At 57.0% G+C, this 26,310-nt stretch carries 28 protein-coding genes and 1 tRNA gene; 11 read left to right on the forward strand and 18 right to left on the reverse strand.

The window, feature by feature from the left end; translation table 11 throughout:
* Positions 1-40 precede the first annotated feature (40 nt).
* From SHIM_RS05515 to SHIM_RS05565, 11 genes are all read right to left on the reverse strand, one after another.
* Entirely contained in the window at positions 41-1,297 is a 1,257-nt protein-coding gene (locus tag SHIM_RS05515; protein WP_054002001.1) for an NAD(P)/FAD-dependent oxidoreductase, read from the reverse strand.
* Between the two features lie 29 nt (positions 1,298-1,326).
* Positions 1,327-2,040, reverse strand: coding sequence for a c-type cytochrome (locus SHIM_RS05520; protein ID WP_054001580.1), 714 nt, complete (start codon positions 2,038-2,040; stop codon positions 1,327-1,329).
* Position 2,041: 1 nt separating this feature from the next.
* A complete protein-coding gene (locus SHIM_RS05525) occupies positions 2,042-3,076 on the reverse strand; it encodes a c-type cytochrome (RefSeq protein ID WP_054001581.1) in 1,035 nt (344 codons plus the stop codon).
* Complete coding sequence (soxC, locus tag SHIM_RS05530) at positions 3,060-4,337, reverse strand: sulfite dehydrogenase (RefSeq protein WP_054001582.1); 1,278 nt, start codon at positions 4,335-4,337, stop codon at positions 3,060-3,062. Before soxC ends, SHIM_RS05525 begins: the two co-directional genes overlap by 17 nt.
* A gap of 20 nt (positions 4,338-4,357) precedes the next feature.
* The gene (soxB, locus tag SHIM_RS05535; RefSeq protein WP_054001583.1) at positions 4,358-6,055 is read right to left on the reverse strand and encodes a thiosulfohydrolase SoxB; all 1,698 of its coding nucleotides are present in this window, start codon (positions 6,053-6,055) and stop codon (positions 4,358-4,360) included.
* A gap of 79 nt (positions 6,056-6,134) precedes the next feature.
* On the reverse strand, positions 6,135-6,941 hold the full coding sequence (gene soxA / locus SHIM_RS05540; protein WP_054002002.1) for a sulfur oxidation c-type cytochrome SoxA: 807 nt from the start codon (positions 6,939-6,941) through the stop codon (positions 6,135-6,137).
* 74 nt (positions 6,942-7,015) lie between these two features.
* Positions 7,016-7,345, reverse strand: a complete 330-nt coding sequence (gene soxZ, locus SHIM_RS05545; RefSeq protein WP_054001584.1) for a thiosulfate oxidation carrier complex protein SoxZ — start codon at positions 7,343-7,345, stop codon at positions 7,016-7,018.
* Between the two features lie 36 nt (positions 7,346-7,381).
* Positions 7,382-7,804: a thiosulfate oxidation carrier protein SoxY gene (soxY, locus tag SHIM_RS05550; RefSeq protein ID WP_054001585.1), complete on the reverse strand. Its 423-nt coding sequence runs from the start codon at positions 7,802-7,804 to the stop codon at positions 7,382-7,384.
* 24 nt (positions 7,805-7,828) lie between these two features.
* Positions 7,829-8,302: a sulfur oxidation c-type cytochrome SoxX gene (soxX, locus tag SHIM_RS05555; RefSeq protein ID WP_054001586.1), complete on the reverse strand. Its 474-nt coding sequence runs from the start codon at positions 8,300-8,302 to the stop codon at positions 7,829-7,831.
* A gap of 153 nt (positions 8,303-8,455) precedes the next feature.
* A complete protein-coding gene (locus SHIM_RS05560) occupies positions 8,456-9,028 on the reverse strand; it encodes a SoxW family protein (protein WP_054001587.1) in 573 nt (190 codons plus the stop codon).
* 13 nt (positions 9,029-9,041) lie between these two features.
* Positions 9,042-9,782: a cytochrome c biogenesis CcdA family protein gene (locus SHIM_RS05565; protein ID WP_054001588.1), complete on the reverse strand. Its 741-nt coding sequence runs from the start codon at positions 9,780-9,782 to the stop codon at positions 9,042-9,044.
* Between the two features lie 74 nt (positions 9,783-9,856).
* On the opposite strand from SHIM_RS05565, the gene SHIM_RS05570 reads away from it, so the two are divergent.
* The 3 genes from SHIM_RS05570 (at position 9,857) to SHIM_RS05580 (ending at position 11,721) form a co-directional block, all read left to right on the forward strand.
* Positions 9,857-10,243 (forward strand): hypothetical protein, encoded by a 387-nt coding sequence (locus SHIM_RS05570; RefSeq protein WP_446740597.1) that lies wholly within the window; start codon positions 9,857-9,859, stop codon positions 10,241-10,243.
* 87 nt (positions 10,244-10,330) lie between these two features.
* Positions 10,331-10,624 (forward strand): ArsR/SmtB family transcription factor, encoded by a 294-nt coding sequence (locus tag SHIM_RS05575; RefSeq protein ID WP_152926485.1) that lies wholly within the window; start codon positions 10,331-10,333, stop codon positions 10,622-10,624.
* Between the two features lie 41 nt (positions 10,625-10,665).
* Positions 10,666-11,721, forward strand: coding sequence for a YeeE/YedE family protein (locus SHIM_RS05580; RefSeq protein WP_054001590.1), 1,056 nt, complete (start codon positions 10,666-10,668; stop codon positions 11,719-11,721).
* 49 nt (positions 11,722-11,770) lie between these two features.
* Here SHIM_RS05580 and SHIM_RS05585 read toward each other — a convergent pair.
* The 3 genes from SHIM_RS05585 to SHIM_RS05595 all read right to left on the reverse strand — a co-directional run bounded on the left by SHIM_RS05585 (position 11,771) and on the right by SHIM_RS05595 (position 14,738).
* Positions 11,771-11,855 (reverse strand) — tRNA-Leu (locus tag SHIM_RS05585).
* 85 nt (positions 11,856-11,940) lie between these two features.
* On the reverse strand, positions 11,941-12,999 hold the full coding sequence (locus SHIM_RS05590; protein WP_054001591.1) for a Hint domain-containing protein: 1,059 nt from the start codon (positions 12,997-12,999) through the stop codon (positions 11,941-11,943).
* Positions 13,000-13,073: 74 nt separating this feature from the next.
* On the reverse strand, positions 13,074-14,738 hold the full coding sequence (locus SHIM_RS05595) for a bifunctional ADP-dependent NAD(P)H-hydrate dehydratase/NAD(P)H-hydrate epimerase (RefSeq protein ID WP_054001592.1): 1,665 nt from the start codon (positions 14,736-14,738) through the stop codon (positions 13,074-13,076).
* 175 nt (positions 14,739-14,913) lie between these two features.
* On the opposite strand from SHIM_RS05595, the gene SHIM_RS05600 reads away from it, so the two are divergent.
* From SHIM_RS05600 to SHIM_RS05610, 3 genes are all read left to right on the forward strand, one after another.
* Complete coding sequence (locus tag SHIM_RS05600; protein ID WP_054001593.1) at positions 14,914-15,252, forward strand: P-II family nitrogen regulator; 339 nt, start codon at positions 14,914-14,916, stop codon at positions 15,250-15,252.
* 49 nt (positions 15,253-15,301) lie between these two features.
* On the forward strand, positions 15,302-16,708 hold the full coding sequence (gene glnA, locus SHIM_RS05605; RefSeq protein WP_054001594.1) for a type I glutamate--ammonia ligase: 1,407 nt from the start codon (positions 15,302-15,304) through the stop codon (positions 16,706-16,708).
* Between the two features lie 474 nt (positions 16,709-17,182).
* Entirely contained in the window at positions 17,183-18,877 is a 1,695-nt protein-coding gene (locus tag SHIM_RS05610; RefSeq protein WP_054001595.1) for an AbgT family transporter, read from the forward strand.
* Between the two features lie 22 nt (positions 18,878-18,899).
* Here the strand turns inward: SHIM_RS05610 and SHIM_RS05615 are convergent, their stop codons facing one another.
* From SHIM_RS05615 to SHIM_RS05630, 4 genes are all read right to left on the reverse strand, one after another.
* Positions 18,900-19,448, reverse strand: coding sequence for a gamma carbonic anhydrase family protein (locus tag SHIM_RS05615; RefSeq protein ID WP_054001596.1), 549 nt, complete (start codon positions 19,446-19,448; stop codon positions 18,900-18,902).
* 117 nt (positions 19,449-19,565) lie between these two features.
* Complete coding sequence (locus SHIM_RS05620) at positions 19,566-21,374, reverse strand: ABC-F family ATP-binding cassette domain-containing protein (protein ID WP_054001597.1); 1,809 nt, start codon at positions 21,372-21,374, stop codon at positions 19,566-19,568.
* Positions 21,375-21,458: 84 nt separating this feature from the next.
* Positions 21,459-22,196 (reverse strand): GNAT family N-acetyltransferase, encoded by a 738-nt coding sequence (locus SHIM_RS05625; protein ID WP_054001598.1) that lies wholly within the window; start codon positions 22,194-22,196, stop codon positions 21,459-21,461.
* A gap of 88 nt (positions 22,197-22,284) precedes the next feature.
* Complete coding sequence (locus SHIM_RS05630) at positions 22,285-22,743, reverse strand: outer membrane protein assembly factor BamE (protein WP_054001599.1); 459 nt, start codon at positions 22,741-22,743, stop codon at positions 22,285-22,287.
* Positions 22,744-22,822: 79 nt separating this feature from the next.
* On the opposite strand from SHIM_RS05630, the gene SHIM_RS05635 reads away from it, so the two are divergent.
* The 5 genes from SHIM_RS05635 (at position 22,823) to ihfA (ending at position 26,290) form a co-directional block, all read left to right on the forward strand.
* A complete protein-coding gene (locus SHIM_RS05635; protein WP_054001600.1) occupies positions 22,823-23,380 on the forward strand; it encodes a YceD family protein in 558 nt (185 codons plus the stop codon).
* 139 nt (positions 23,381-23,519) lie between these two features.
* Positions 23,520-23,726 carry a 50S ribosomal protein L32 gene (gene rpmF, locus SHIM_RS05640; RefSeq protein WP_054001601.1) on the forward strand — a complete coding sequence of 69 codons (207 nt, stop codon included), beginning with the start codon at positions 23,520-23,522 and terminating at the stop codon, positions 23,724-23,726.
* A gap of 21 nt (positions 23,727-23,747) precedes the next feature.
* On the forward strand, positions 23,748-24,851 hold the full coding sequence (gene plsX / locus SHIM_RS05645) for a phosphate acyltransferase PlsX (protein ID WP_054001602.1): 1,104 nt from the start codon (positions 23,748-23,750) through the stop codon (positions 24,849-24,851).
* 20 nt (positions 24,852-24,871) lie between these two features.
* Positions 24,872-25,846 carry a beta-ketoacyl-ACP synthase III gene (locus SHIM_RS05650; protein WP_054001603.1) on the forward strand — a complete coding sequence of 325 codons (975 nt, stop codon included), beginning with the start codon at positions 24,872-24,874 and terminating at the stop codon, positions 25,844-25,846.
* 141 nt (positions 25,847-25,987) lie between these two features.
* The gene (ihfA, locus tag SHIM_RS05655; protein ID WP_054001604.1) at positions 25,988-26,290 is read left to right on the forward strand and encodes an integration host factor subunit alpha; all 303 of its coding nucleotides are present in this window, start codon (positions 25,988-25,990) and stop codon (positions 26,288-26,290) included.
* Positions 26,291-26,310: the final 20 nt, after the last annotated feature.

A 26,310-nucleotide genomic window follows, 5' to 3' on the forward strand; every position in this document is an offset into this window, starting at 1 on the left:
TGCCCTGCCCGATACAAAACCGGACAGAGCGGTACTTATCTTAGCCCAGCATGTCTGCGGTGATACCGCTATACCAGCCTTCGCTTTCCATATATGTGGTCTTGCGCACATCGGCGGTCTCGCCGGTCTGCGATATAAACCCGTCCACTTTGGCGATTTTGTCGGCGGTGGCCTCGTATGTGGCCCCGACTTTCACACCGTCATCAGGTGCAATCAGCGACCAACAGGTGTTAGAAAACTTGGCAGGGAACACTTTGGATCCAGTCAACGCGCCTCGCACCGCATTGGCGCAAACCTTCGCCTGACTGTTGGCGGAAAAACCCGATTTCGGCATGTCACCCTGCGCGCTCGCATCCCCAAGCACATAGACGTCGCCGTCCGCCTTGGTCGACATGTCCGCCGCATTAACCGGCGCCCAGTTGCCATCGGTCACACCCGCCAGCTCCGCAATACGGCCCGCTTTCATGGCCGGGATCACGTTACAAACGTCAACCTTGGTCTCTTCGCCATCAATGGTCACGGTCATCGCGTTCGGATCTACCGACACGTTGCCGCCGCCAAAGTCGTCACCAATCCAGTCGACCATACCCTCATAGTGGTTGGCCCAACCTTCCTGAAACAGCGCCATTTTGGAGAACTTCGGCTTTGGATCCGCCACGATGATTTTCGCGGTTGGATTGTTCTGCTTCAGGAAGTGCGCAACCATCGATACCCGCTCATATGGCCCCGGAGGGCAACGGAAAGGGTTGGGCGGTGCCACCATGGCGAACACGCCACCTTCAGGCATCGCCTGCAATTGCGCCTTAAGCAATTCAGACTGCGACCCCGCCTTATAGGCATGTGGCATCGCGTTCTGTGCCGACAGATCCCAGCCTTCAACAGCGCCATCAACAAAATCAATGCCGGGGCTAAGGATCAGCTTGTCGTAAGGCAACGTCGCGCCACCAGCCAGCGACACGGTCTTGGCGTCGCGGTCAACGCCCACAGCCCAATCATGCACCACGTTCACACCACCGGCGGCAAGCCCGCCATATGTGTGACCGATGTCTTCGATGTCTTTGAAACCACCCAGATAGAGGTTGGAAAAGAAGCACGTGTAATACTTGCGCGTCGGCTCAATCAGCGTGACGTCAATCGCGCCTTTGCTGTCTTTGGCAATATAGCGCGCCGCTGTTGCACCGCCGGCACCACCGCCGACAACGACAACCCGCGGTTTGCCCATCGCGCGAACCATCGGCGCAGACAAAGACGCAGCCGCAGCGGCCGCCCCTAGAAAAGTCCGTCTGTTCAAAGTCATTTTGTTTCCTCCCGTTTTGGTCTTAATGTTCACTCTTCCAAGGTCGCGAAATACGCGGCCAGTGCGGCGATCTCCTCATCGCCAAGCCGTCCCGCAATCATCTGCATCACAGGGTGGATGCGGTGTTTGGATTTGTAGGCATGCATCGCCAGCACGAAGTCTTCTTCCGGCCAAAGCACAATGGACGGAATGCCGTCGTCCCCGCCCGCAGACTGGTGGCAGGTGGTGCATTCGCCGCTCAGGTATTGGCCGTATTCAGGATCGCCCTTAAGCGCCAGAATGGCCGGATCGAGGTCATGATCGACCCCTTGCGCCGTTGGGTCAGCTTCCGGAATATCCGCCGGATTGTCTGAAAACTGACGCAGGTATGCGATCAAATTTGCACGATCCTCGGCCTTTTCCAGCCCTGGAAAACTCATGCGTGTGCGACTGACCATCGCACGCGGATTTTCCAGAAACGCGTCCAGTGACTCCGCGTGCCACACAAGCCCGCCGCCCCCGATGCGCTGGAAACCTTTGGAGTAGTTGAACTCCTCATAGGTTGCGGCCTTGCGCCCGAACAAACCGTTCAAATGCGGCCCAATCCGATGCTCTGCCCCCTTGCCAACCTGATGACAGCCCTTGCATTTTTTGAACACCTTGGCACCCGCATCGACGTTGCCGCCCTGCGCAAACGCGGCACCGCCCAGCGTCGCCAAACCGGCAACGAGGGCGGCCCCGAGGATCTGTTTCACGCGGACCATATCAGTCGTCTACGCTCTTGAGGTATTCGATGATCGCGGCCACGTCGGCCTCTTTCTTGAGACCGGCAAAGCTCATCTTGGTGCCTTTCAGATAGGCCTTGGGCTTGGTCAGGAACGCGGCCATCTCGGCTTCGTCCCACATACGGCCTTCTTCCGCGGCGGCTTTGAACACCTTGGAGTATTTGAAGCCGTCAATCGACGCAAAGCCACGCCCCATGATGCCATTGAGCACCGGACCGGTCTTGTTCTTTGCCTTGGCGCCAACCTGGTGACAGGCCTTGCACTTTTTAAAGACCTTTTCGCCTTTCTTGACCAACTCGGGATCCAGCGCCGCCACGGCCTCAACAGGTGCCGCTTCTTCAGCCACCTCTTCCACTACAGCCGCAGCTTGCTCTTCGCCCTCAGCCGCGCCTTCATCCGGCGTTACATCCAGAATGGACGCACGCATGGTGATCTCCACGCTTTCCTTACAATCCGTCATGCACGGCTCAACCCGCCACATCGGATACTCCACAGCAGCGCGGTCATCCTGAATAAAACCACCCTGATTGTGCATTTCAAACTCCGCGAAATTCTCGTGGCTCAGTTCAAAATCATCGTCCACCAGATCGTTGGAATACAGGATATAGGCCACGATGGCGTATACCTCGTCCTCGGTCAGCGTCTGCGCCGCACCAAACGGCATAGAGCGGTTCACATAGTCCCACACAGTCGACAGATACGGCCAATAGCTTCCGACCGTCTTGACCGGATCTTTGTCCGCCAACGTGTCAAATCCCCCAGCCAGAACCGGCCAGTTGTCGACGCCTTCAGCAAAATCACCGTGGCAGGATGCACATTTCTCGGCAAAGACTTCCTCACCAGTGAACGCGTCCCCACGGCCTTCAGGCAAGCCCCGACCATCGGGCAGCACATCAATGTCCCACGCCGCGATCTCTTCGGGCAACGCAGGCCGTCCAAGACCCAGTGAATCGCCCGCAACAGCCGGGCTTGCCATCATCAAAGCAGCGGCAGAAACCTTAAGAAACTTCGACATTTTCCGCCTCCCCTTTGGCGTTCAGATACCAAGTCTGGATACAATTGTTGTGATAGATTGAGTTCTCGCCACGCACTTCGCGCAGCTGGTCTTTGGTCGGCTGCACATAACCGGTCTCGTCCATGGCGCGCGCCTGCAACAACCAGTCCTCGCCCTGCCAATCTGTGTCGAGATAGAACCGCGTCAGCGCTTTGCGGTCGCCTTGCGTGGTGCCCAATCGCGCACTTTCCCAAGTCTTGCCGCCATCTTTGGAGACATCCACACGGGTGATGCGACCATGACCGGACCATGCCAGACCCGAAATCACCAACGGGCCGTGGCCATGTTTGATCGGCATCTGCGGGCTTGGTGAGGTTATGACCGACTTGGCATCCATCTCCCACGTCCATTTGCGCGCGGTGCCGTTTTCCATGACATCAGTGTATTTGCTGGTCTCTTCGCGGCTTTCCACGGCGGCGTCTGTCACTTCGATGCGACGCAGCCACTTGATCCACATGTTGCCTTCCCAACCGGGAACCACAAGCCGCACCGGATACCCGTGCTCTTTACGCAAAGCCTCGCCGTTTGCCTTGAACGCCACAAGCACATCGTCCAGCGCTTTTTCCATCGGAATCGAGCGCCCGTTGGAGCTTGCATCCGCGCCCTCGACATAGACCCATTTGTCCGCAAGATCGCCGGCTGCACCCAGACCTGCTTCGTTCAGCAGCGCCCGCAACGAAATGCCGGAATATTCCATGTTGTGGATCATGCCATGCGTGAACTGCACACCATTCAGCTGCGCACCCGCCCATTCCATACCGGTGTTCGCTGCGCATTCGCAGAAATAAACGTGGTTTTCACGCGGGAACCGCTCAAGATCCTCATAGGTGAACACCAGCGGCTGATCGACCAAACCGTTGATCATCAAACGGTAGTCATCTTTCTTCAGCTCGATAGCACCCGAGTGATGGCGCTCAAACGCACAGCCCTGCGGCGTAATCGTACCATCCAGCGCGTGAATGGGCGTAAAGTTGATCGACGAAATCGGATCCGCCGTCAGCCACGGCACATTGCGCCGCACCACGTCACTCTCAAACTCAATCGGCAGGCCATAGGGCGTTTCATCGACGCCTTCGCCGGTGAACGACGCCCAATCCTGCACTTCTGTGATCAGCGGGTCCGGTGTGCCCGCACTTGCAGCTCCCGCTGCCGTTCCTACCACCGCGGCGGCGCCCCCTTTCAGGAAGGCGCGGCGCGACGTGTTATTCAACTCATCAGCCATCGTGACTTTACCCTCTTGCCTTAAACACCGACCACGTCGACGCTGTTGTTCTCCTGCACCGTGACGGTGCCCTGTTTGCGAATGTGATTTTCCACGACATCCCAGATCTGCGGACCCTCGGTGCCTTCGTTGACACTGGCCCAACCGGCCACAACGTAGGACTTCGCCGGATCAATCAACTCACCGGTTTTCAGCAAGGTCATATTGCTGATCCGCTCGCCCTGCGGCTTGTTGATGTCGATGCGGTAGCCCAGACCACCGGTGCGCACCATGTCGCCACCCTGCTGGTAATAAGGGTCCGGATTAAAGATGTTGTCAGCCACATCTTCCAGAATGACCTTGATGAATTCACCTGTCATTTCCGAGCGATAGGCCTCTCCATACGTCATCGAAGTGACGTTCCAGATGTCCTCGCGGGTGATCTCTTGGCCCGGGATCAAGCTTGGACCCCACCGCACGCCGGGGCTCATTGCGATCTCTGCGTCACGCTCCGAAATCAGCGCATCACAAATCAGATCATCCCACGACCCGTTGAAATTCCCACGACGATACAAAAGCGAGTCCGTCTTGCCGATCACCTCGGCCATCTCCGCCTCATAAGGCGCGCGCTGCACGTCAATCAGCTTGGACACCTCGGCATCCGGCGTGATCACATCCGAGAAAATCGGGATCAACTTGTGGCGATATCCCATCATCCGGCCGTCGCGCACATCCAGATCGATGCGGCTCACGAATTTGCCGTTGGATCCCGACGGCACGACAATGGTCGATCCCGCCACCACCGGTTCCGGCAGGGCATCATGGGTGTGACCCGACAGGATCACGTCGATGCCCCGAACCTTTGTGGCCATCTTCTTGTCCACGTCAAAACCGTTGTGAGACAGCACAACAACGCAATCCGCGCCCTTGGCCTTCACCTCATCAACCATCTTCTGCATATGCGCATCGCGAATGCCAAAGCTGTATTCGGGGAACATCCAGCCGGGGTTGGCAATCGGCATATACGGGAAGGCCTGCCCGATCACGGCGATCTTGGCGCCACCGCGCTCAAAGAATGTATAGGGCGGGAACAGCTCGGCAGGTTCATCCCACTCGCTGTCAAAAATGTTCTGGCCCAACGCCGCGAACGGCAAGTTTTCAACGATTTCGTTGACGCGGTCGCTGCCCAGCGTGAACTCCCAGTGGAATGTCATCGCGTCCGGCTTCAGCGCGTTCATCACGTTGACCATGTCTTGGCCCTGCGTTTGATAGCAGGTATAGCTGCCATGCCATGTGTCGCCGCCATCCAACAACAGCGCATCGGGGCGATCAGCCCGAATGGCGTTGATCACCGTCGCAACACGGTCCAGCCCGCCGACACGGCCATAACCCTGCGCAAGAGAAGAGAAATCACCAGCGCTGAGCGCGTAATGCGAGGGGGAGTTTTCCTCAATGCCATAGGCTTTGCGGAAGTCAGCGCCGGTGATGTGCGGAACCGCGCCTTTGTTGCCGCCCACCCCGATATTGACCGAAGGTTCGCGAAAATAGATCGGCTTCATCTGCGCGTGAATGTCGGTTATGTGGATCAACGAAACGTTGCCGTAGGTCTGAAACTCCAACAGCTGATCCTGCGTCAACGCCTGCTGTGCCGCCAATCGCGCCCAATTACCAAAACCGGATGCGCCGACCAAAGCCGAAGCCGCCATCCCTACTTGCAGAAAGTCACGACGCGAGATCATCAGACCGATTTTCCTTATATTCGAATATGTGAATGCGTTAGTCGTAAAAAGAGGCCCGACACTCCGGGCCTCTTAAACCTTAGTTGCGGACCGAAGGGCCCTCAACGCTCAACCCATTGCCGCGGGAGGCGACATAGAGTTCAAGCGCGATGAATTCTGGCGAACCGGGCTTGAACGTATGCGCCCGTGTGTCCCGCACGCAGCCTTTAAAGCGGGCGTGCACAGAATTCAGTTTGGTGTTTTTCAGACGATAGGTCGGAAAGCCATTGATCTGACCCTGGCTCAAGTGGTCCGCCCGGATCATGTTGCCATAGTTGTCCTCGTGGCAGTTCGCACAGGACAATTCCAACTGACCATAGCGGGTATAGTAGATCTCTTTACCCTGCTCCCATGTCTCTTGCGCCGGACCGTCGATTGCCACGCTGATCGGCATGCCCCGGCTGACCGAAGACAGCAAACCCACCATCGCGGCCATGTCGCCACCGGTGTATTTCAAAGGCTCAGCACCCATCTGGTTTTCGCGGCAGTCGTTGATTTGCATCTCCAGCGTGCGCACTTCGCCCGCGCCTTCGTTCCACTTGGGATAGACCGCGCGAACGCCCTTAAGGTTTTCCACGTCCTCATGGCAGCTCGCGCAGGCTTTGCCCTCTGTGCCTTCGGGCTTGTTCCAGTCTTCACCGGCTGTCTCGACAAAGATCATGGCCGGGTTGTCAAAGTCGTCCATCTGAAACGCTTGCGTTTCATCAGACCGGAACCGCCAGCCGGAATACACCGTGTCGACGTATTCCAGATGCTCCGGCGCCGCCGCCTCGGTTACCATCTCGATTTCACCGTTCACAACCAACTGGTCGTCATCGGCGTCCGCGAAAGCCGTTGTGGCAGCCATCGCAGCCACAACAGTCAATGTGCCGGCATATGTTTTTGCTCGCTTCACGTGATCTCCTCCCTTTTTCCCCAAGATCAGCTGACAGCGATCTGTTTGGCTGTTTCGTAGACGTCACCGTCATCGTCGTACCAAGTGAACTTGAACTCGCCGCTTTCCGGCACAGTCGCGTCAAACTGGAAATAGGGGTTTGTCGAAATCGCCGGCTCTAACGTGACGTCGATCACGTTCTGGCCATTAAAATCGACCACGAAGCGGTTGATGATCGAGCGCGGGATCAGATTGCCGTCGCCGTCCTTGCGCTGGCCGCTTTCCATTTTGTGGCTGATCAGCGTTTTGATGGTGATCTCATCGCCCGCAGCAGCTGTTTTCGGGACTTTGACGCGGGGTTTTACTCCAGATGCCATGATATCTCTCCTTCCCAAATAAGGGGTGTCTCTGGATCAGCCGCCGCAGCCGCCGATGGTCACTTTTACGTTGGCCATTGCCTTCTGGAAGGAACCGTCTTCCATTTGCGCAAGCGCCACCACATTCTGGGTCTTTGCCAACCGGATCCGCGTCGACGCCGAGCGTGTCGCATTCAACGGACCAAAATTCACAGTTGCAACGGCAGGCGTCGGGTTGCCGTCCGCAAAAATCACAACCATCGCAGCACCCGGCGCGCTGACCTCGATTGGCACCGTGTTGCCGTTTTCCGCAATTTCCGGGGCTGTCACCACCAGATCACCCGCGCCCACATCGGCGCCGGCGGTGATCTTGGCAATTTCATCATCAGTCAGGGAGGCCATTGCCGGGCTTACGCCCAGTGCAGTCAGACCCATTCCGACCGATCCCATGACAAGCAAGTCTCGCCGTGTCAGTTGCATCGTTCTCTCCTCAATTCTTTGAAATCACTCGTCTTTGAGCGTCATCAGGTATGCGACCACATCTTCGATCTGCTGCGCAGATAACAGTGGTACAACGTCTCCCTCGTGGGCTTTGCCGCTGTATGCGTTGCCCAGCCGAATAAAGCCTTCGGTCTTGTAAAAAGATGGCATCATGGTCTCGTCGAACATCATCTTGGCGTTCGCCACGATCCCGCGCAGTTCCGCCTCGGTCCAGCGATCCGCGACGCCGTCCAGCATCGGGCCAACTTCGCCATGGAACGGCAACATATTCAACGCTGTCACCTCGTGACAGGCGATGCAGTTGCCCGCGCCTTTGTTCATGATCTTTTCGCCGCTGGCCACGTCGCCAGCCACGCCAGTCAGGGATTGCGCAACCGCGCCATCCTCAAACACAACTTCTGTCGGTTTGGTCTCGCTTGCCTGCGTCATTGCCGCACAGACAGCCAATACCGCAGCTCCTCCAAATGCACGTTTCATGCGCCCTCCTCAAGACGATTCCTTCCGGTGTTACTCAGTAGACTACGGCACACAATCACGAGAACGCAACAACAAATTCAATTACATGAATTTTTGCATTCATGCGCGAGGCTTGCGCCTGACGAAACATAATTGCAGCGCTTGCAGCATAACTCAGCCGCCCTGATCCGCAAATTTGCGGGCATGGTACTTCTGAAACGGCTCCTCGCCGTCATACCCCTTTTCCAGCACCCAACTCAGCAGGTTCAACGTTGTCCACTTGCCAAAAGCCCCCGGCATATTGGCAACTGCGGCCTGCGGTGCCGTGACGTCTTCGGCCACCTCTTCGGGCAGGAAAATCATGTTCGGCGTGAACAAGGCCCCCCAGCGTTTGACCATATCCTTTTCCGGCAAGGTAACCCCGTCGAAATCGGTGACTTCAACATCGCCGAACATGTTGATCTGGATCACAAAATACCTCTCGCGCAAAAGGCTCGCGACCGCCGGCACCACAAACACTTCTTCATGCATCTTCTTGCAATAGATGCAGCCACGCTGCTCGATCACCACCAACATGCGCTTGCCCTCCGCGTTGGCCTCCTCAAGGTCTTCGCGCAGATCTTTGAACGTGTCGCGCATCCAATCTGCCTTGTGCAATCCGTCGTCACCCAGCTCGGCCGCCCATACCGGCACTGCCAGCGCCGCCACGGCCAAGGCGGCGGCAATCCGTTTCACCAAACGTTTCATCTCAAAATCTCCCTCACCCAAGTCCACCAAACCACGGAACCACTTCCAGCATCCATTGCGCAATAACGTTCACCGAATTGGTGGCGATCAACACGCCGAACAGAATCAAAAACACGCCCATAATCTTTTCAACCGTGCCCAAGTGTCGCCGGAACCGCGCCATCCAGCGCATGAACGGCCCGACAAACAGCGCGGCCACCACAAACGGCAGGGTCATGCCGACGCCATAGGCAAACAACAGACCCGCACCCTGCTCTGCACTCTCCTGCCCCGCCGCCGTGAACAGGATCGCCGCAAGCACCGGCCCCACACAGGGCGTCCAGCCAAAGGCAAAGGCCAGCCCAATCACATAGCCCCCCAGATAGCTCACGTTCGAGGTGTTGCCAGCGTCCATGCGAAACTGTCGGTACAAAAACCCGATCCGCACCACGCCAAGAAAATGCAATCCCATCACTATGATCAAAGCCGCCGCCAACCAGCGCAGCACGTCAAAATATTCGCGCACCATCTGGCCAAACACTGTCGCCGTCGCGCCCAATCCCATGAACACCGTGATCACACCCAATGCAAAACAGATCGCCGTCAGCACCGCGCGTCGCCGCACTTGCGGCGAGATTTTGGCACTGTCCGAGATCTCCGACATGCTCACGCCCGCCAGATAACTCAGGTAGAACGGCACAATTGGCAAAATGCAGGGGGACGCAAAGGACAACAGCCCCGCCGCAAGCGCTCCCAAAAACGTGACGTCGAACATCGCAGGCCCAATCTTGATAAATTCAAATATTAGATTATGATTGTTCGTGAATTCAGGTCAACAGGGAGAGTTGCGTGCTGCGTTCCATACAATCGCTTCTTATTGGCGCTTTGGTCTCACTGCCGTTTCCGGCGCTTGCAGACGCTTATCTTCTCATGGCCGAGGAGAAAGGCTGCATGTATTGCGCGCAATGGAACGCCGACATTGGGCCGATCTATCCCAAAACCACCGAAGGCCGCGCCGCGCCACTGGTGCGCTATGACTTGCACGCCGACAAGCCCGAGGTGGAGTTCGCAGGTCGTGTGCTCTATACGCCAACCTTTATTCTGGTCGTCGACGATCAGGAAGTTGGTCGCATCGAGGGCTACCCGGGCGAGGATTTCTTTTGGGGATTGCTTGCTAAATTGCTGGAACGCGCCGACATTGATCTAGATACGCAACCCCGCCACTCCGGGACATGACAGATGACTGAACCGCTACAGACCTCCACCCAAGAGCCCGCGCCCTCGCGCCTGCCGGTGTTTGATGAAAACACCTGCCCCGAGGATATGGCCAAGATGATGACCAACGCACAACTGGCGTCCAATTTCCTCAAGGCAATCAGCCACGAGGGCCGCCTGATGATCCTGTGTCAGCTGGCGTCGGGTGAAAAATCAGTCACCGAACTCGAAGATTTGCTGGCCGCACGACAAGCGGCCGTGTCCCAGCAACTTTCGCGCCTGCGTCTTGAAGGGTTGGTGAAACCCCGTCGGGACGGCAAAACCATCTACTATAGCTTGACGGATGACCGTCCTCGGCAAATCATAGAGGTTGTCTACGACCTCTTCTGCAAAGACGACTAAGGTCGGCTCCCTTTTGCATTCGGTCCTGGGGAGGAGCCCGCATGCTGGATATTTTGGGCGAGGCCAACGCGGTCGCGCTACTTGGATTGCTCGGAGGCATGCTGCTTGGATTGGCGGCCCGCATCGGACGTTTCTGCACGCTCGGCGCCATCGAAGATCTGCTGTATTCCTCAGATGACAGGCGCATGCGCATGTGGGGCGTTGCCATCGGCATCGCCATTATCGGCACCCATATCGCCATGCACACCGGCGCAATGGCTTCGGGCGAGGCCGCATATCTGGATCGTGTCTGGAATCCCATTGCCACCATCGTCGGCGGGCTGATGTTTGGCTATGGCATGGCGCTGTCCGGCAACTGCGGGTACGGCGCGCTGGCCCGTTTGGGCGGTGGCGACATTCGCGCCTTCGTTATCGTGATTGTGCTGGGCCTGTCCGCATATGTGGTGATGTCCGGCCCACTCGCCCACGCCCGCATCTGGCTTTTCCCGGTTGAGGAAGGCGCAGCCAATCCGCAAGGCTTCGCCCATCTCCTCAAAACAACACTTGGCCTCTCGCCCTTGTTCACGGGCCTTTTGGCGGGCGGTGCCATTCTTGCAGTCTCACTTGCGTCAAAACGCATGCTGACGTCGCCGATGATGATCCTATGGGGCGTCGCCGTTGGCGCCGTGATCGTGTCCGGCTGGGTCGGCACTTACTGGGTCGCCAACGTCGGTTTTGGCAACGAACCTGTGGAATCGCACTCTTTTGCCGCCCCGATTGGCGACACCATCTACTACGCGATGACCGCCTCCGGAAATATGCTCTCCTTCAGCGTCGGCTCCGTGGTTGGCGTGGTGTTTGGCGCTTTCCTTGGCTCCATCCGCAAAGGTCACTTCCGCTGGGAGGCCTGCGATGATCCGCGAGAACTCAAACGCCAAATGTTTGGTGCTGCACTTATGGGTCCGGGCGCAATTCTCACCATGGGCTGCAGTGTCGGTCAGGGCCTGTCTGCTTTTTCGGTGCTGTCCTACAGTGCCCCGGTCACGTTCATCGCCATCATGGTCGGCGCCGCACTCGGCCTGCGCCACCTGATCGCTGGCCTGCATTTCGCAGAATAGGCCGACCTGTCCGCCGAGCCGACGCGAATTCATCTTTTTCGTAGAAAAGTGGTGCGGGTGAAGGGACTCGAACCCCCACGCCTCGCGGCGCCAGAACCTAAATCTGGTGCGTCTACCAATTCCGCCACACCCGCATCTCCGCGCCTCTTAGCAAAGCTTTTTGGGGGATGCGAGAGGAAATCGCGCGACCATGTGTTTGTTGTCGACATTTTGGCAGGATCACCCCGTCGCCAAAATCGCTTCCACCTCACGTCGATACGCCAAAGGCCGCGCGGGCGCGCAGGCCGGCCCCTCTTCAAGCTCGGGAAACAACGCCCTAAGCTCCGCTTTGGAAGCCTCAGGCAAAGCACTCATCGCGACCTCTCCCGGGTTCAGGCTTTCGGTCGGCACCCCGTCTGACAGCAAAATCTCGTGCCGGTCCAATTGCAAATGCACATAGGTCACCATGCGCGCGCTATCGGCCACCCGCACCCCGTCGCCATCCACCAGATGCGCTGCTGCCGCCAGAACCTGTGGCTCACCACAGATCAACTCGGCCCGCCAGCCGCCCAGCAAAATGCGATGCTGTGGCGACACCATCATGTCGCGCTCCGGCATCATCACACCCAATGCGCCTTTGCGGATCAGGATTGGCCGAAACTCGGGGCGCGTGCGCAAAACGTCCTCAGACACCTCGACATGGCCAACCCAACGCACAGTCTGAGGCCCGCGATCCAGCGTCATGACCTCATCGCCAACAACGATGTCCTCTACCCGTTTTTCCCCGCGCTTCATTCGAATACGCGTGCCAGGCGTGAAACACGGCGGAGAGGCGATGTTGCCTTGATCCACCGCCGAACCACCACTCGGCCCTTCTTGCGCGGAAATCACTGTCAACGGCACGCCAACAGGAGGAAATTCGCCAACAAACGCCAACCCCTCAATGGTGCCGTAAGCTGGCGACGAGTTACGGAAGTTCACAGACACCACGCGATACGTCAAACCCGTCGCCGGATCTTGCAGGATAAACTCGTATTCGGCCTCAATACGTGTGTCGTCACCATAGGTTGCGCCATCAAACGTTTGCGCGCCGTCCAGTCGCTGATTGCCATCGTTGTCGTCAAAGTTGCTGTCGCTGCCCCCGTCACTCACGTGGATTTGTTCCCACGCGCTTGCGTTCAGGGTGATTGTCTCGCCAACCAGATGAGAGCCGTCCCCTTGCGAGACGCCGTCCAGCTGTTCGCCGCCCGAAACCGAGACGTGGGACTCGCCAAGAGCCCAAAAACTGTAATCTGTCATTGTGTTAGGACCCGCTCGATCCGAATGTTTTTTTGATTAACAAAACCCTAACACAATATGGCCTATCGCGGCAATCACGTCACCTCAAGGCCCCGCAAGACCTGCGGAAGAACCTCGGGTAAATCCTCGGCAATCAGCCCCGGCCCAAAGGCCCGCGCGCATTCCACATGCAACCACGCCGCCGTCTCCGCCGCCGCCATCGGCGCAAATCCCCGCGCCAAAAGCCCCGTGATGAAGCCTGCCAGCACATCACCAGACCCCGCCGTGGCCAACCAAGGCGCCGCCCGCTCATAGACAGCCGCATTCACCGAACAGCGCCCGCTTGGGTCCGCAATCACCGTATCCGCGCCTTTATAAAGCACAACACACCCCGCCCGCGCCGCCGCCTCGCGCGTCGCGTCCACCTTGGAATAGGCCGGCCCCTTTGTGGGCACCGCCGCCAGCTTCTCCGCAATATCCGGGAACAGCCGCGCAAACTCGCCCCCATGCGGCGTCAGCACGACATCTTCATGCAGCATCTCAAACAGCTCTTCAGGCCTCTCCGCAAACGCCGACAACGCATCCGCATCCAACACCGTCGCGCGTTTCGCACCCAAGGCCATCGGCACCAACGCCCGCGCCCGCTCAAGGCCCATCCCCGGCCCCAGACACAACGCATTGATCCTTTGATCTGCCAAAACCACATCCAGCGCTGTCGCATCCCCAATCCGCTGGAGCATCAGTGCCGTGATCTGGCAGGCCACTTCCTGTTGCGCCGAAGGCGGCACCCCCAACGTCACCAGCCCCGCACCAACCCGCAACGCCCCCCGCGCCGCAAGGCGCGCCGCGCCGGTTTTGCCCGCGCCACCGGAGAGGATGAGGGCGTGGCCGTGGGAGTATTTGTGCAGCCACCAATCCTCTTTGCCAACTTGCCGCACATTATCGGCGAGTTTGACAATCTTGGCAGGCGCATAACGATGAGGAAGGCCGATCCCCTTTACAACAAGTTTGCCAACCAAATCGGGACCGCCTTCGATGACATGTCCAAGTTTTGGTGAATGGAAGCTGACGGTCACGTCAGCGCGAAAATGAGCGAGGCTATCCTTCTCCGCCACAAGTAATTTGCCGCTATCTGAGCAGAGTGACGTCGGGACGTCGATCGCAACAAATCTTTCCGTTTCGCGTAAAGATCGCTCAAAAGGCCACAGTGACAATCTGATCTGAGACAAGAGCCATGCAACGTCTCCTTCAACTGCGCGGGCAAGACCAGTTCCAAAAAGTGCGTCAACATAGAGCGCTCGATGCCTCGCATGCGGCAATTCGAACGTTTCCTTGGTAAGTGGCTGAACACCTCCCAACTCCAACCACCGCTCATAATTCACCCGCGCATCCGGCGGCAGCTTCTCGGCGTCTCCATAAAGAAACACCTCCACATCCCAGCCGCGCCCCTTCAACAACCGCGCCACCACAAATCCGTCGCCGCCATTGTTGCCGGGCCCACAAAGCACAACCGCCCGCTTCCTCTTGCCAGAAATATCCCGGGGGGAGGCCGGCCCCGCCGGACGGGGGGCAGAGCCCCCTTCCCTTGCCAAACCCGGCTCGGCACTCGCCTCGCTTACCAACTCCGGCCATTCCTCAAAAATCGCCTCAACCACACCCGTTCCGGCCCGCTCCATCAGCTCCAGACCGGTCACCTCTCCCGACTCAATCGCCGCCTGCTCAATGGCGCGCATTTGCGCGGCTGTCAGAAGTTCGCTCATTTCCAATGCACCCTGCGATTCAATTCAGCGCAATTTCACGCCATACTGCCTATTTATTAATCACCACTCCAAAATCCACCCTCCGGCGCGGCCCTGCGTCACCCTATCCAATTGTGACGCGGAAATGAAAGTGATCTGTCCGTTTTCAAGCAGTCACCTGAGGAGGAGTCTCCACATGAAAAAGATCGAAGCCATCATCAAGCCGTTCAAGCTCGATGAAGTCAAAGAAGCCTTGCAGGATTTTGGCATCCAGGGTCTGAGCGTTGTCGAAGTCAAAGGCTTCGGTCGCCAGAAGGGACACACCGAACTCTACCGTGGCGCGGAATACGTCGTGGATTTCCTGCCCAAGGTCAAAATCGAGGTTGTCCTCGAAGACGATCAGGTTGACGGCGCTATTGAGGCAATCGTCGGCGCGGCAAAGACCGACAAAATCGGCGACGGCAAAATTTTTGTCTCTCCGGTTGAGCAAGCCATTCGCATTCGTACCGGTGAATCTGGCGCTGACGCGCTGTAATTCGCCTTTAAACCAACCGTTTCCAAACATATCAGAAGGAACATAGAGAATGAGCGCAGATGCAGTTCTCCAGCTGATCAAAGACGAAGACGCGGCCTATGTGGACATCCGTTTCACCGACACCCGCGGCAAGCTTCAGCACGTAACCGTAGACGTTGACCTGGTTGACGAAGACTTCCTCGAAGAAGGCTTCATGTTCGATGGCTCGTCCATCGAAGGCTGGAAGTCGATCGAAAACTCCGACATGAAACTGATCCCCGACACCACGTCGGCCTATGTTGATCCGTTCTACGCCGAGAAAACCATCTGCATCCACTGCTCCATCGTTGAGCCCGACACAGGTGAATCCTACGAGCGTGACCCACGCGGCACCGCCGAAAAAGCCGAGGCTTACCTCAAGTCTTCCGGCATCGGTGATGTGGCCTACATGGGCCCAGAAGCAGAATTCTTCCTGTTTGACGACGTTCGTTTTGAAAATAAAATCAACAAAGTATCTTACGAAGTTGATGCGATCGACGGCTCCTGGAACACAGACACCGAATACGAAATGGGCAACATGGGCCACCGCCCGGGCATCAAGGGCGGCTACTTCCCGGTCAACCCAACTGATGACAGCCACGACCTGCGCTCCGAGATGCTCTCCACCATGAAGCGTCTGGGTATGAAAACTGACAAACACCACCACGAAGTGGCGTCCTGTCAGCACGAACTGGGCCTGATCTTTGACAGCCTGACCAAACAGGCCGACGAGCTGCAGAAATACAAATACGTGATCCACAACGTGGCGCATGCTTACGGCAAATCCGCAACCTTCATGCCCAAGCCGATCTACGGCGACAACGGCACCGGCATGCACGTGAACATGTCCATCTGGAAAGACGGCAAACCGCTCTTTGCTGGCGACAAATACGCTGACCTGTCTCAGGAAGCGCTTTACTTCATTGGCGGCATCCTGAAGCACGCCAAGACCCTGAACGCCTTCACCAACCCGTCGACAAACTCCTACAAGCGTTTGATCCCTGGTTTCGAAGCCCCCGTTCTGCGCGCCTACTCGGCACGTAACCGCTCCGGCTGTGTCCGTATTCCTTGGACTGAATCGCCCAAAGCCAAGCGCGTAGAAGCCCGCTTCCCCGATCCGTCGGCGAACCCTTACCTCTGCTTCGCAGCTCTGCTGATGGCTGGCCTTGACGGCATCAAAAACAAGATCGATCCCGGCGAAGCCATGGACAAGAACTTGTATGATCTGCCTGCCGAAGAACTGGCCGGTATCCCGACAGTTTGTGGCTCCCTGCGCGAAGCGCTGGAATGCCTAGAGGCCGATCACGACTTCCTTCTGGCCGGTGACGTGTTCACCAAAGACCAGATCGAAGGCTACATCGAACTCAAGATGGGCGAAGTTGAGCACTATGAGCACACGCCTCACCCTGTTGAGTTTGGCATGTACTACAGCTGCTAATCAGCGCAGGGGCCGACACACAAACGGCCCCGCGCTCTGCCTAACCGCAGTACTGGACAGTGAAACGATTGGGCGCCTCTCGAGGCGCCCTTTTTTTGCGTCGCGATCCTCGCAAGAGGCTGCTGTTCACATCGCCATAAATCGCTCAAAACCATGGTCAACAACGACCGACGGCCGCCGGCACTGATCAAGAAGCAAGAAAACGCTGAGACCAGTGCCACAATCAGCCAGTTTTAGCGCATTCCCGTCCCGTTTCACATTCCAATTTGTGAAGACATATTTCCGCCGCTACCAAAACCACCGGAACGCGCGATATAGCAAAACTTGATTTTTGCGACCCAGCTGGTCTTGATAGACCCAGTTGATTAGGCACGGCAACGCAGCCGGGTCGCCGCTATCCTACGTTCGGCGATGCGGTGACATATTCGAAACTGCACATTTGGCTTTCCAGATTTGTGCGAAAAGGACCGTTAAATGACCGACGCAAATGACCCCGCCAAGAAGAGCGCAATGCAGCGCTTTCTTGGGATGATCGAGGCACTGGGCAACCGACTTCCACACCCCACAATTCTGTTCATCGGCCTGACTTTGTTTATTCTGGCCCTGACCGCCATCTTCTCCGCTCTTGGGATGTCGGTCGAAACGCCCACTGGCCTTTATGAAATCAACAATCTGATTGGCAACGCGCCTATCGAGTTGCAAAACCCCCGAAACGGTCAGGTCTACGCAACCTACGACTCCGGTTGGCAGTATCTCTTCAACACCCTTACACCCAACTTTGTGAACTTTGCACCCTTTGGCATGGTCGTGGTGATCATGATCGCCATCGGTGTTGCAGAACACAGCGGCCTGATCGGCGCCACCATTCGCAAACTTGTGACTTCGGTTCCCGCTTATCTGGTAACGCCCACTGTGGTTTTTGCCGGTGTGATGGCCAACATCGCAGCAGACGCGGGATACTTCGTGCTTATCCCATTGGGACCCTTGGTATTCTGGGGTCTTGGCCGCCACCCTCTGGCTGGCCTTGCAGCCGCCTTCGCGGGTGTGTCGGGTGGCTTCTCTGCCAATCTTGTCATCACCTCGCTTGACCCGCTGCTCGGCGGCTTTACACAGCCCGCTGCCGCAATTGGCGACGGTCTGCTTGGCACCGACTTTGCCGCGACCATGAACATTGCGACGATGAATTACTACTTTCTGATCGTCTCCACATTCTTTGTGGTTTTGATAGGCACGTTGGTTGTTGAGCGCATTGTCGAGCCTCACTTGGGCACCTATTCACCGCCTGAAAGCGCCGATGTTCCGGCCATGCCCGACGGCATCAGCGCCGATGAAACCCGCGCCCTGCGCAAGGCCGGCCTTGCCGCCCTCGCCTACATAGCCGTCATTGTCTGCACCGCCATTCCCGTGGACAGCAACATCCCGCTTTTGGGCGTTTTCTCCACAGCAACCCTGCCGCCTGAAACGGTAGAGGCTCTGGTGGCGCGTTACGGCTCTGTAAACCTGACCCATGCTCCGCTGTTTCACACGCAGATCATCGTCACGATGCTGTTCTTCTTCTTCCTGATCCCAGGTCTGGTCTATGGCCGTTCCATAGGTGCCTTTGCAAACGGCGCCGACTTTGTCCGCACGATGGAAAAGGCCACTGTCTCGATGGCTGGTTTCATCGTCATGGTGTTCTTCATGGCGCAGTTCATCGCCTACTTTAACGCCTCCAACATCGGCATCGTTATTGCCATGCAGGGTGCGGAACTGCTTGAGAAAATGCCAGCAGACAGCACAGGCGGACTGATCGTGTTGATCTTTGGCTTTGTGGTTCTGTCGGGCTTCATCAACCTCTTCATGGGGTCTGCCTCGGCCAAATGGGCCATTCTGGCACCGATCTTCGTACCGGTGATGATGACTGTCGGGATCACACCAGCGGCAACCCAAATGCTCTATCGCATCGGGGACAGCTCAACCAACCTGATCACACCGCTGATGACCTACTTCGCGTTTGTCATCACTGTGGGTGCGAAATACCGCCCCGGCTTTGGCATCGGATCTCTGGTATCGCTGATGCTGCCGTTCTCGATCTCCTTCATGCTGGGCTGGACGGTACTGTTCCTGCTCTGGGCTTTCGCCGGCTTGCCGCTCGGCCCAGGCGAAGCGATCTTCTTCACAGTGCCTTAAAGACAATAGGTTGGGGCAGCGTTCAGCCTTTGAACAGCTGCCCCAATTCCCCAAGCTGGATGTTTGAAAACACATCCTGCCCTTGCGCAAAATTGCGCGCGTTCATCTCATAAAATTTCGCGTTTGCAAGATTGGCCGCACCAGCATCACGCGTCGCCACAACTTTGGCCGGCACGCCGGCAATGACCGAATTTTCCGGAAGGACCGATCCTTCCGACACGATGGCATGACCGGCGACAATCGAATTCGCCCCAATCTTGGCCCCGTCCATAATGGTTGCGCCAATTCCTATCAGGCATCGGTCGCCGATTTCACAACCATGCAACGTAACACGATGGGTGATCGAGCAATCCTCGCCAACGATGGTCGGCGTGCCCATGCCCACATGGATCATCACAAAGTCCTGAATATTGCTGCGCGCACCGATTCTGATCTCAAAGACCTCAGCCCGCGTCACCACATGCGGCCAGATCGACGCGCCCTTGCCTACATGAACTTTCCCATAAAGCAGCGCGCTCTCGTGCACGAATGCTGGCGCATCCAGCGTCACATGTTTCCCAATATGTCCCATGGCGTCCTCCTTGGGGACATCCAAAGGAGGCGGGACCCGCAGGTCAACTCACGTACTAACGCGCATCGCAACGTCACCGTCGTGATGCAGACGCAATACCGACGCGATACCGAAGGCCTATCCTTCGGCCTTTTCTTCCAGCATCAGCCACTCTTCCTCGGCCTCTGCCAAGGCCGTGTGGCGCTCGACAAGCGCCTCCGTGGCCTTCTGAAACTTAACTGGTTCTTTGCTAAACAGCTCCGGATCCGCCATGAAAACTTCCAGTTTGGCAATTTCCGCTTCCAGACGTTCCATGATCGCCGGCAGCGCTTCAAGGCGGTGTTTTTCGGTAAAGTTCAGCCCCTCTTTTTGGGCCTTATCCTGCTTTACCTTCTCCGTCTTAGTCTTTGTTTTTTCTACTTTTTTATCATTCTCATCCGACTGTCTCTGGGATCGATAATCCGACCAGCCGCCCGCATATACTACCGTACGGCCATTGCCCTCCATTGCGACCGTCGTGGTCGCAACCCGATCCAGAAAATCACGGTCGTGGCTTACCAACAAAACGGTTCCGTCATAGTCGTCCAACAACTCTTGCAGCAGATCGAGCGTTTCCACATCCAGGTCGTTTGTCGGCTCATCCATGACCAAAAGATTGCTTTCCTTCGCCATCAGCTTGGCCAGCAACAACCGCGCTTTCTCACCACCTGACAAAGACCGAACAGGCGCCCGCGCCTGCCCATCGTCAAACAGAAATTCTTTAAGGTATCCAACGACATGTCGTGGTTGTCCGCGCACCATCACTTGATCCGCCTTGCCCGAAACCCGCATGTCGGGATCACCTGTCAGGCTGTCCCAAAGTGTCATGTTAGGGTCCAATTGCGCCCGCGCCTGATCGAATACTGCAGGCAAGAGATTCGTGCCCAAAACCACGGTTCCGGCATCTGGCGTCTCGTCCCCCATCAGCATCTTGATCAAGGTGGTCTTGCCAACTCCATTCGGGCCAACAAAGGCCACGCGATCGCCGCGCTGAATGGTCAGAGAGAAATTCTGCACGATCGGATTTCCGTCAAAAGCCTTGAATACCTCCTTGGCTTCAATGACTTTTTTCCCGGACTTGGGTCCAGCCTCAAGCGCCATCGCCGCTGCGCCTTGTCTGCGGATCATCGAGGCGCGTTCGCTGCGCAAGTCCTTCAGCGCACGCACCCGCCCCATATTGCGTTTGCGCCGCGCACTGATGCCTTCCACGGCCCAGCGGGCTTCGGACTTGATCTTGCGATCCATCTTGTGCCGCGCCGTGTCTTCTTCGTCCCAAATCTTGTCCCGCCAGACTTCAAAGGCTTCAAATCCTTTTTCTTGTCGACGCACCATTCCTCTATCAATCCAAAGCGTTGCGCGACTAAGCTCACGCAAAAATGCGCGGTCGTGGCTTATCAAAACAAACCCCGCGCGCGTCGCCTTTAGCTCTTCCTCAAGCCAGCCAATTGCTTCAATGTCCAAGTGATTGGTGGGCTCATCCAGCAACATCAAGTCCGGAGCCTCAGCCATAAGCCGCGCCAAGGCCGCCCGACGACGCTCCCCGCCCGAGGCGGTTTCAACCGGCCTTTCCGGATCAAACTTCAACCCTTCGCCAGCCCGCTCGACTTTATACATTTCGCCCGGCTCCAGCCCGGCCGACGCAAACTCTCCAAGCGTAGAATATCCGGACATATCAGGATCTTGATCCATATATCCGACACTGATTCCACTCGGCACGACGATGTCGCCCCGATCCGGCTCGACCAATCCAGCCATGACTTTCATCAAAGTGGATTTTCCCGATCCGTTGCGGCCCACCAGAGCCACCCTGTCACCAGGTTGAACCACCAGCCCAAGCTGGTCAAAAATCGGATCTCCGCCAAACGTCAGGGAGATGTCGCTCATCTGCAAAAGAGGTATACGTGCCATGCAGATGCGCTAGCCCGCCTCGCCGCAAGCGTCAACCAAACAGCAGGCTTCTGGTGAAATTTCCACGGCCAGGTGACCAATGTTTCAGGTACTGATTGCCCGCAAAAGACGCTTACGTCCCGGGGGAATTGCCTTTATTTCCAAACCGGTAAACACATGCAACGTGTTCATTTTTTGATCCACAACGGCGTGATCGCTGACCCATCCGCCCATCAAAAGATACGTGCGCAACAAAGGGGGCATGTGCATTTGGGCCAGCTTTAGATTCGGCTTGCGTCGCAACCGCGCGGCAAAGCGAAACACTTTGGGTGCCTTCACCCTAGGCAGCCATCGTTTTGGCGCGATATAGCGATCCCGCAACATGGCAAACGCATCCAGATACTGGCCCTCGTCCGTGCCTTCAAATGACGAACACCCAAATAGCATTTCAATGCCATTTTCATCGACATAAGCGGTCATCGCGCCCCAGGCCACACGCAAAATGTCGGGATCTGTCCAATCAGGATGGATGCAGAACCGTCCCATTTCGATCATCGGACCATCAAAATCTCGCAATGCGGCCAACTCATAGAACTGTGCCGAATAGGATTGATCGATTGCGGCGCCGTTGCTGAGATGCAGAAATCTGAAACAACACACCAACACGCCCGTGACGCGTTCTTCAACAAGGATATGGCTGCACGCTAAATCAAACACGTCCTGATCAACCGGACCGCCAACGACGCCAAAAAATGCGCGATGACGCAACCTTTGCGCAGCATCAATATCCGCTGCCGCCTCAGTTATCCTTGCCCGATAGCGTCCTTTGTTCAACGTCACCATGTTCGGCTCATTCCTGAAACTCCAACACGAGCATACCAGACGGATGTTGTATCCGAATGACAATTCGCTCAAAGCCTTAGATAAACCGCTACTGAGTGGTCAACGACGAAGGATCAAAGTTGCCGATGTTCGCCAACAGCTGCCTCAGGAAACTGCTTCTCTGAATGCCATTGTCGGTGATCCGACGTGTGAGCGGCACAGCCTGACCATCTGCCAAGGCATAATGTTCGACATTGCGGGCGATGCCGCGCTGGTCAAACCCAATTGCCACCACTTGACGCTCAACCACCTGCGGCGCACGTCCGCCGTAGTGTTTAATTCTCGTGCGAACATAAACATACGACGAATCTGACAACATCCCGGACGCTGATGGCGATCCTATCGTCTCAGAAATCGAATCTTTGGTGTCCGCGCCCAACGCAATTTCAGCAAGCTCGGCCTCGCTGGGCACATAGCCGTGATTACGAAAACGCGTCGTACACGCGACCGAGGTGGCCAATAGCACCCCTAAAACCGCGTATTTTATCGCTTTATTGCCTCGTGCCATCCCTGCCCTCTTGTCTTGGCCCTCACGGCCTTCTATCTCGCTTACAGAATGAACGCCATCGGTTCAAGAATGTAAGCAAATGCAAAACACTTCCAAATTGGGACCTGTCTTCAAGGTCCGCGCCCTGCCGCAGAATCAGCCGCAGCCGTTTGAGCTTCGCCCCACCAAGGCGGAGTTGGCGAAGATTGCTGCCGACTTTGACCTGCTTGACCTGCGTAAAACCACGTTGATCGGCACCATTCAGGCCGAGGGCAAGACTGACTGGACTCTTACTGCCCGTCTCGGCGCCACTGTGGTTCAATCCTGCGTAGTCACCCTCAATCCGGTGACCACGCGGCTGGAAACCTCCATCGAACGGCATTATCTCGCTCAAGTACCGGACCAGCCCGAAGACGAAGAAGTCGAAATGCCGGAAGACGAGAACGCCGAGCTTTTGGGCAGCGAAATAGACATCTCCGCCGTGCTTTACGAAGCATTGGCGCTGTATCTCCCGCAATTTCCCCGCGCCAATAATGCGGAAATGGAGAATGCGGTCTTTACTGAGCCTGGAAAACAGGCCATGACCGACCAAGAGGCGCGCCCCTTCGCGTCACTTGCTGCTCTTCGGGACAAACTCGGATCAGCAGAGGACGAATAGGGCTTGCGCCGCGCAGAAATAGCAGTATTTTCGCGCGCTCATTAGGAATTACATGTCGACTCGGGCACGCGGACCGCGTATTGCCCCGAGACGCTTACGGAAACGGGCTCGACGCCCCAATATATCGAAGGTTGCGACAATGGCTGTCCAGCAGAACAAAGTATCGAAATCGCGCCGCAACAACCGCCGTGCACATGACGCGCTGGTTGCCGGCAACCCTAACGAATGCCCAAACTGTGGCGAGCTTAAACGCCCTCACCATGTGTGTGCGTCCTGCGGCCACTATGACGACCGTGAAGTCGTGGCTATGGTTGACGATGTCGACCTGGACGACGACGCAGCATAAACAATTGAGATCCGCGCCCGTATGTCAGGTTTGACTCAAACTGCAAACTCCGACACCGGGCGCACGGTGATCTCCGTTGACGCCATGGGTGGCGACCGCGGGCCGGCAGCTATTGTTGCCGGCATTTCGCTTTCTGCGAAAAAAAATCCCGAGATCGCATTCATTCTGCACGGACCAGAAGAGCAGCTGCGCGCCCTGGTGGCGCGCAAACGCAATCTGGAAGGCAGGGTGGAGTTTCGCGACGCGCCCGATATTGCTTCAATGGATGCCAAACCCTCTCAGGTGATGCGCCAAGGCAAATCCACGTCAATGTGGTCTGCCATCGAATCCGTGCGCAATGGCGAAGCCGCCGCAGTCGTCAGCTGCGGCAACACAGGCGCTCTGATGATGCTTTCGGTTGTGCGTTTGCGCAAGTTGCCCGGCGTGAATCGTCCGGCGATCGCGGTGTTGTGGCCAAGCACGAACCCGCAAGGGTTCAACATTCTTCTGGATGGTGGCGCGGACATTCGCGCAGACGAAGGCGACCTGCTGCAATACGCGCTTATGGGGGCCTCATACGCCCGCAACGGCATGGAAGTGGCCACCCCCCGCGTTGGCCTCTTGAACGTCGGCACCGAAGAACACAAAGGCCGCGCCGAACTGAAAGCCGCGCATGATTTGATGGCGCGCAACGCGGATGGCTCCAATTTCGAATTTGTCGGCTTTGTCGAAGGCACCGACTTGCCCGGCGACAAAGTGGACGTGATCGTGACTGACGGTTTCACTGGCAACGTGGCGCTAAAAACCGGCGAGGGCACGGCAGCCATGATTGGCGCGCAGCTGCGCGAAGCTTTCAAGTTTTCACCTCTTTCGCGCCTCGCCGCGATTATGGCCTATACCTCCTTGAACCGCCTGAACAAACGCATCGACCCGCGGCGTGTGAACGGAGGCGTTTTCCTTGGCCTGAACGGCACGGTCGTGAAATCTCACGGGTCCTCTGATGCGACCGGTGTCAGCGCAGCCGTCAAACTCGCTTTCAAACTGGGGCAGTCCGGCTTTTCAGAAAGGCTTGCGGCGCGGGTTGCATCCGCTGTATCCCTGCCGCAAGATGACCCAACGTCGACTTCGGCCGACGAAAACGAATAACAAAAAAGCTAGGCACCGATATGACGACACGCGCCGTAGTGATTGGCGTTGGCCACTACTTGCCGGAACGGGTCGTTCCCAACTCGGAATTTGAGCAAACACTCGACACCACAGACGAATGGATTCGCTCACGCTCAGGCATTGAGCGTCGCCACTTTGCAGCCGAGGGGGAAACCACCTCTATGCTGGGCGCGCATGCGGCAACAGCTGCGCTCAAGAGCGCGGGTCTGGCGCCGGATGATATCGACGCCATTGTTGTCGCCACTTCAACTCCGGATCTGACGTTTCCGTCTGTTGCTACCATGATTCAAGAAAAAATTGGCATGACCCGCGGCTTTGGCTTTGACGTGCAAGCTGTCTGCGCCGGATTTATCTATGCGCTTACCAACGCCAACGCTCTCGTTGTCTCCGGACAGGCGAAACGCGTGATGGTAATCGGCGCAGAAACTTTTTCACGCATCATGGACTGGACAGACCGCGCAACCTGCGTGCTGTTTGGTGACGGTGCCGGTGCCCTGATCCTTGAGGCGCAAGCCGGAAGCGGAACCACTCAGGACCGCGGCGTGCTTTCCAGCGACCTTAACAGCGACGGCCGTTACCGCGACATGCTGTATGTCGACGGAGGCGTCAGCTCGACCGGCACATCCGGAAAACTGCGCATGCAAGGAAATCCCCTTTTCCGCCAAGCCGTTGAAAAGCTTGCTTCAACCGCAACAGCGGCTCTGAGCAAGGTTGACTTGGACGACAGCGCTGTTGATTGGATTGTCCCTCATCAGGCCAACATCCGAATTATTCAGGGCACCGCCAAAAAACTTGGCGTACCGATGGAGCGTGTGATTGTCACGGTTCAGGACCACGGCAACACCTCTGCGGCCTCCATCCCTTTGGCGATGTCGGTGGGCGTTGCGCAAGGCAAAATCAAAAAGGGCGACTTGCTTGTTGCGGAAGCCATTGGCGGTGGTCTGGCATGGGGTGCCGTCGCCCTACGCTGGTAAAATCATCTGCCTTTGACGCAGAAAACCCTCCTAACCCATTGTGGAAACTCGCAGATAATCGCCTGCGCATCCCTTCTGTCATTGACTCGGAATTTCCCTTTCCCCTATTCTCCCACAATACATTGAAAAAAGGGGGAGAAGATGACCGACAAGACATTGACCCGCATGGATCTCAGTGAAGCCGTTTTTCGCGAAGTGGGCCTGTCCCGCAATGACTCGGCGCAACTGGTAGAGAGCGTGCTCGACCATATGTCTGACGCGCTGGTGCGCGGCGAACAGGTCAAGATCTCCTCGTTTGGCACCTTTAGCGTGCGCGACAAGGCCGCACGCGTTGGTCGCAACCCAAAAACTGGCGAGGAGGTTCCGATCAACCCCCGCCGCGTCCTGACTTTCCGGCCTTCGCATCTGATGAAAGATCGCGTAGCGGCTGGCAATAAAAAGTAACCGTTCAACCTTGAGGCGGC

The sequence above is a fragment of the Shimia sp. SK013 genome (genome assembly GCF_001292625.1).
In the GTDB taxonomy this organism is placed as follows: Bacteria; Pseudomonadota; Alphaproteobacteria; order Rhodobacterales; family Rhodobacteraceae; genus Shimia.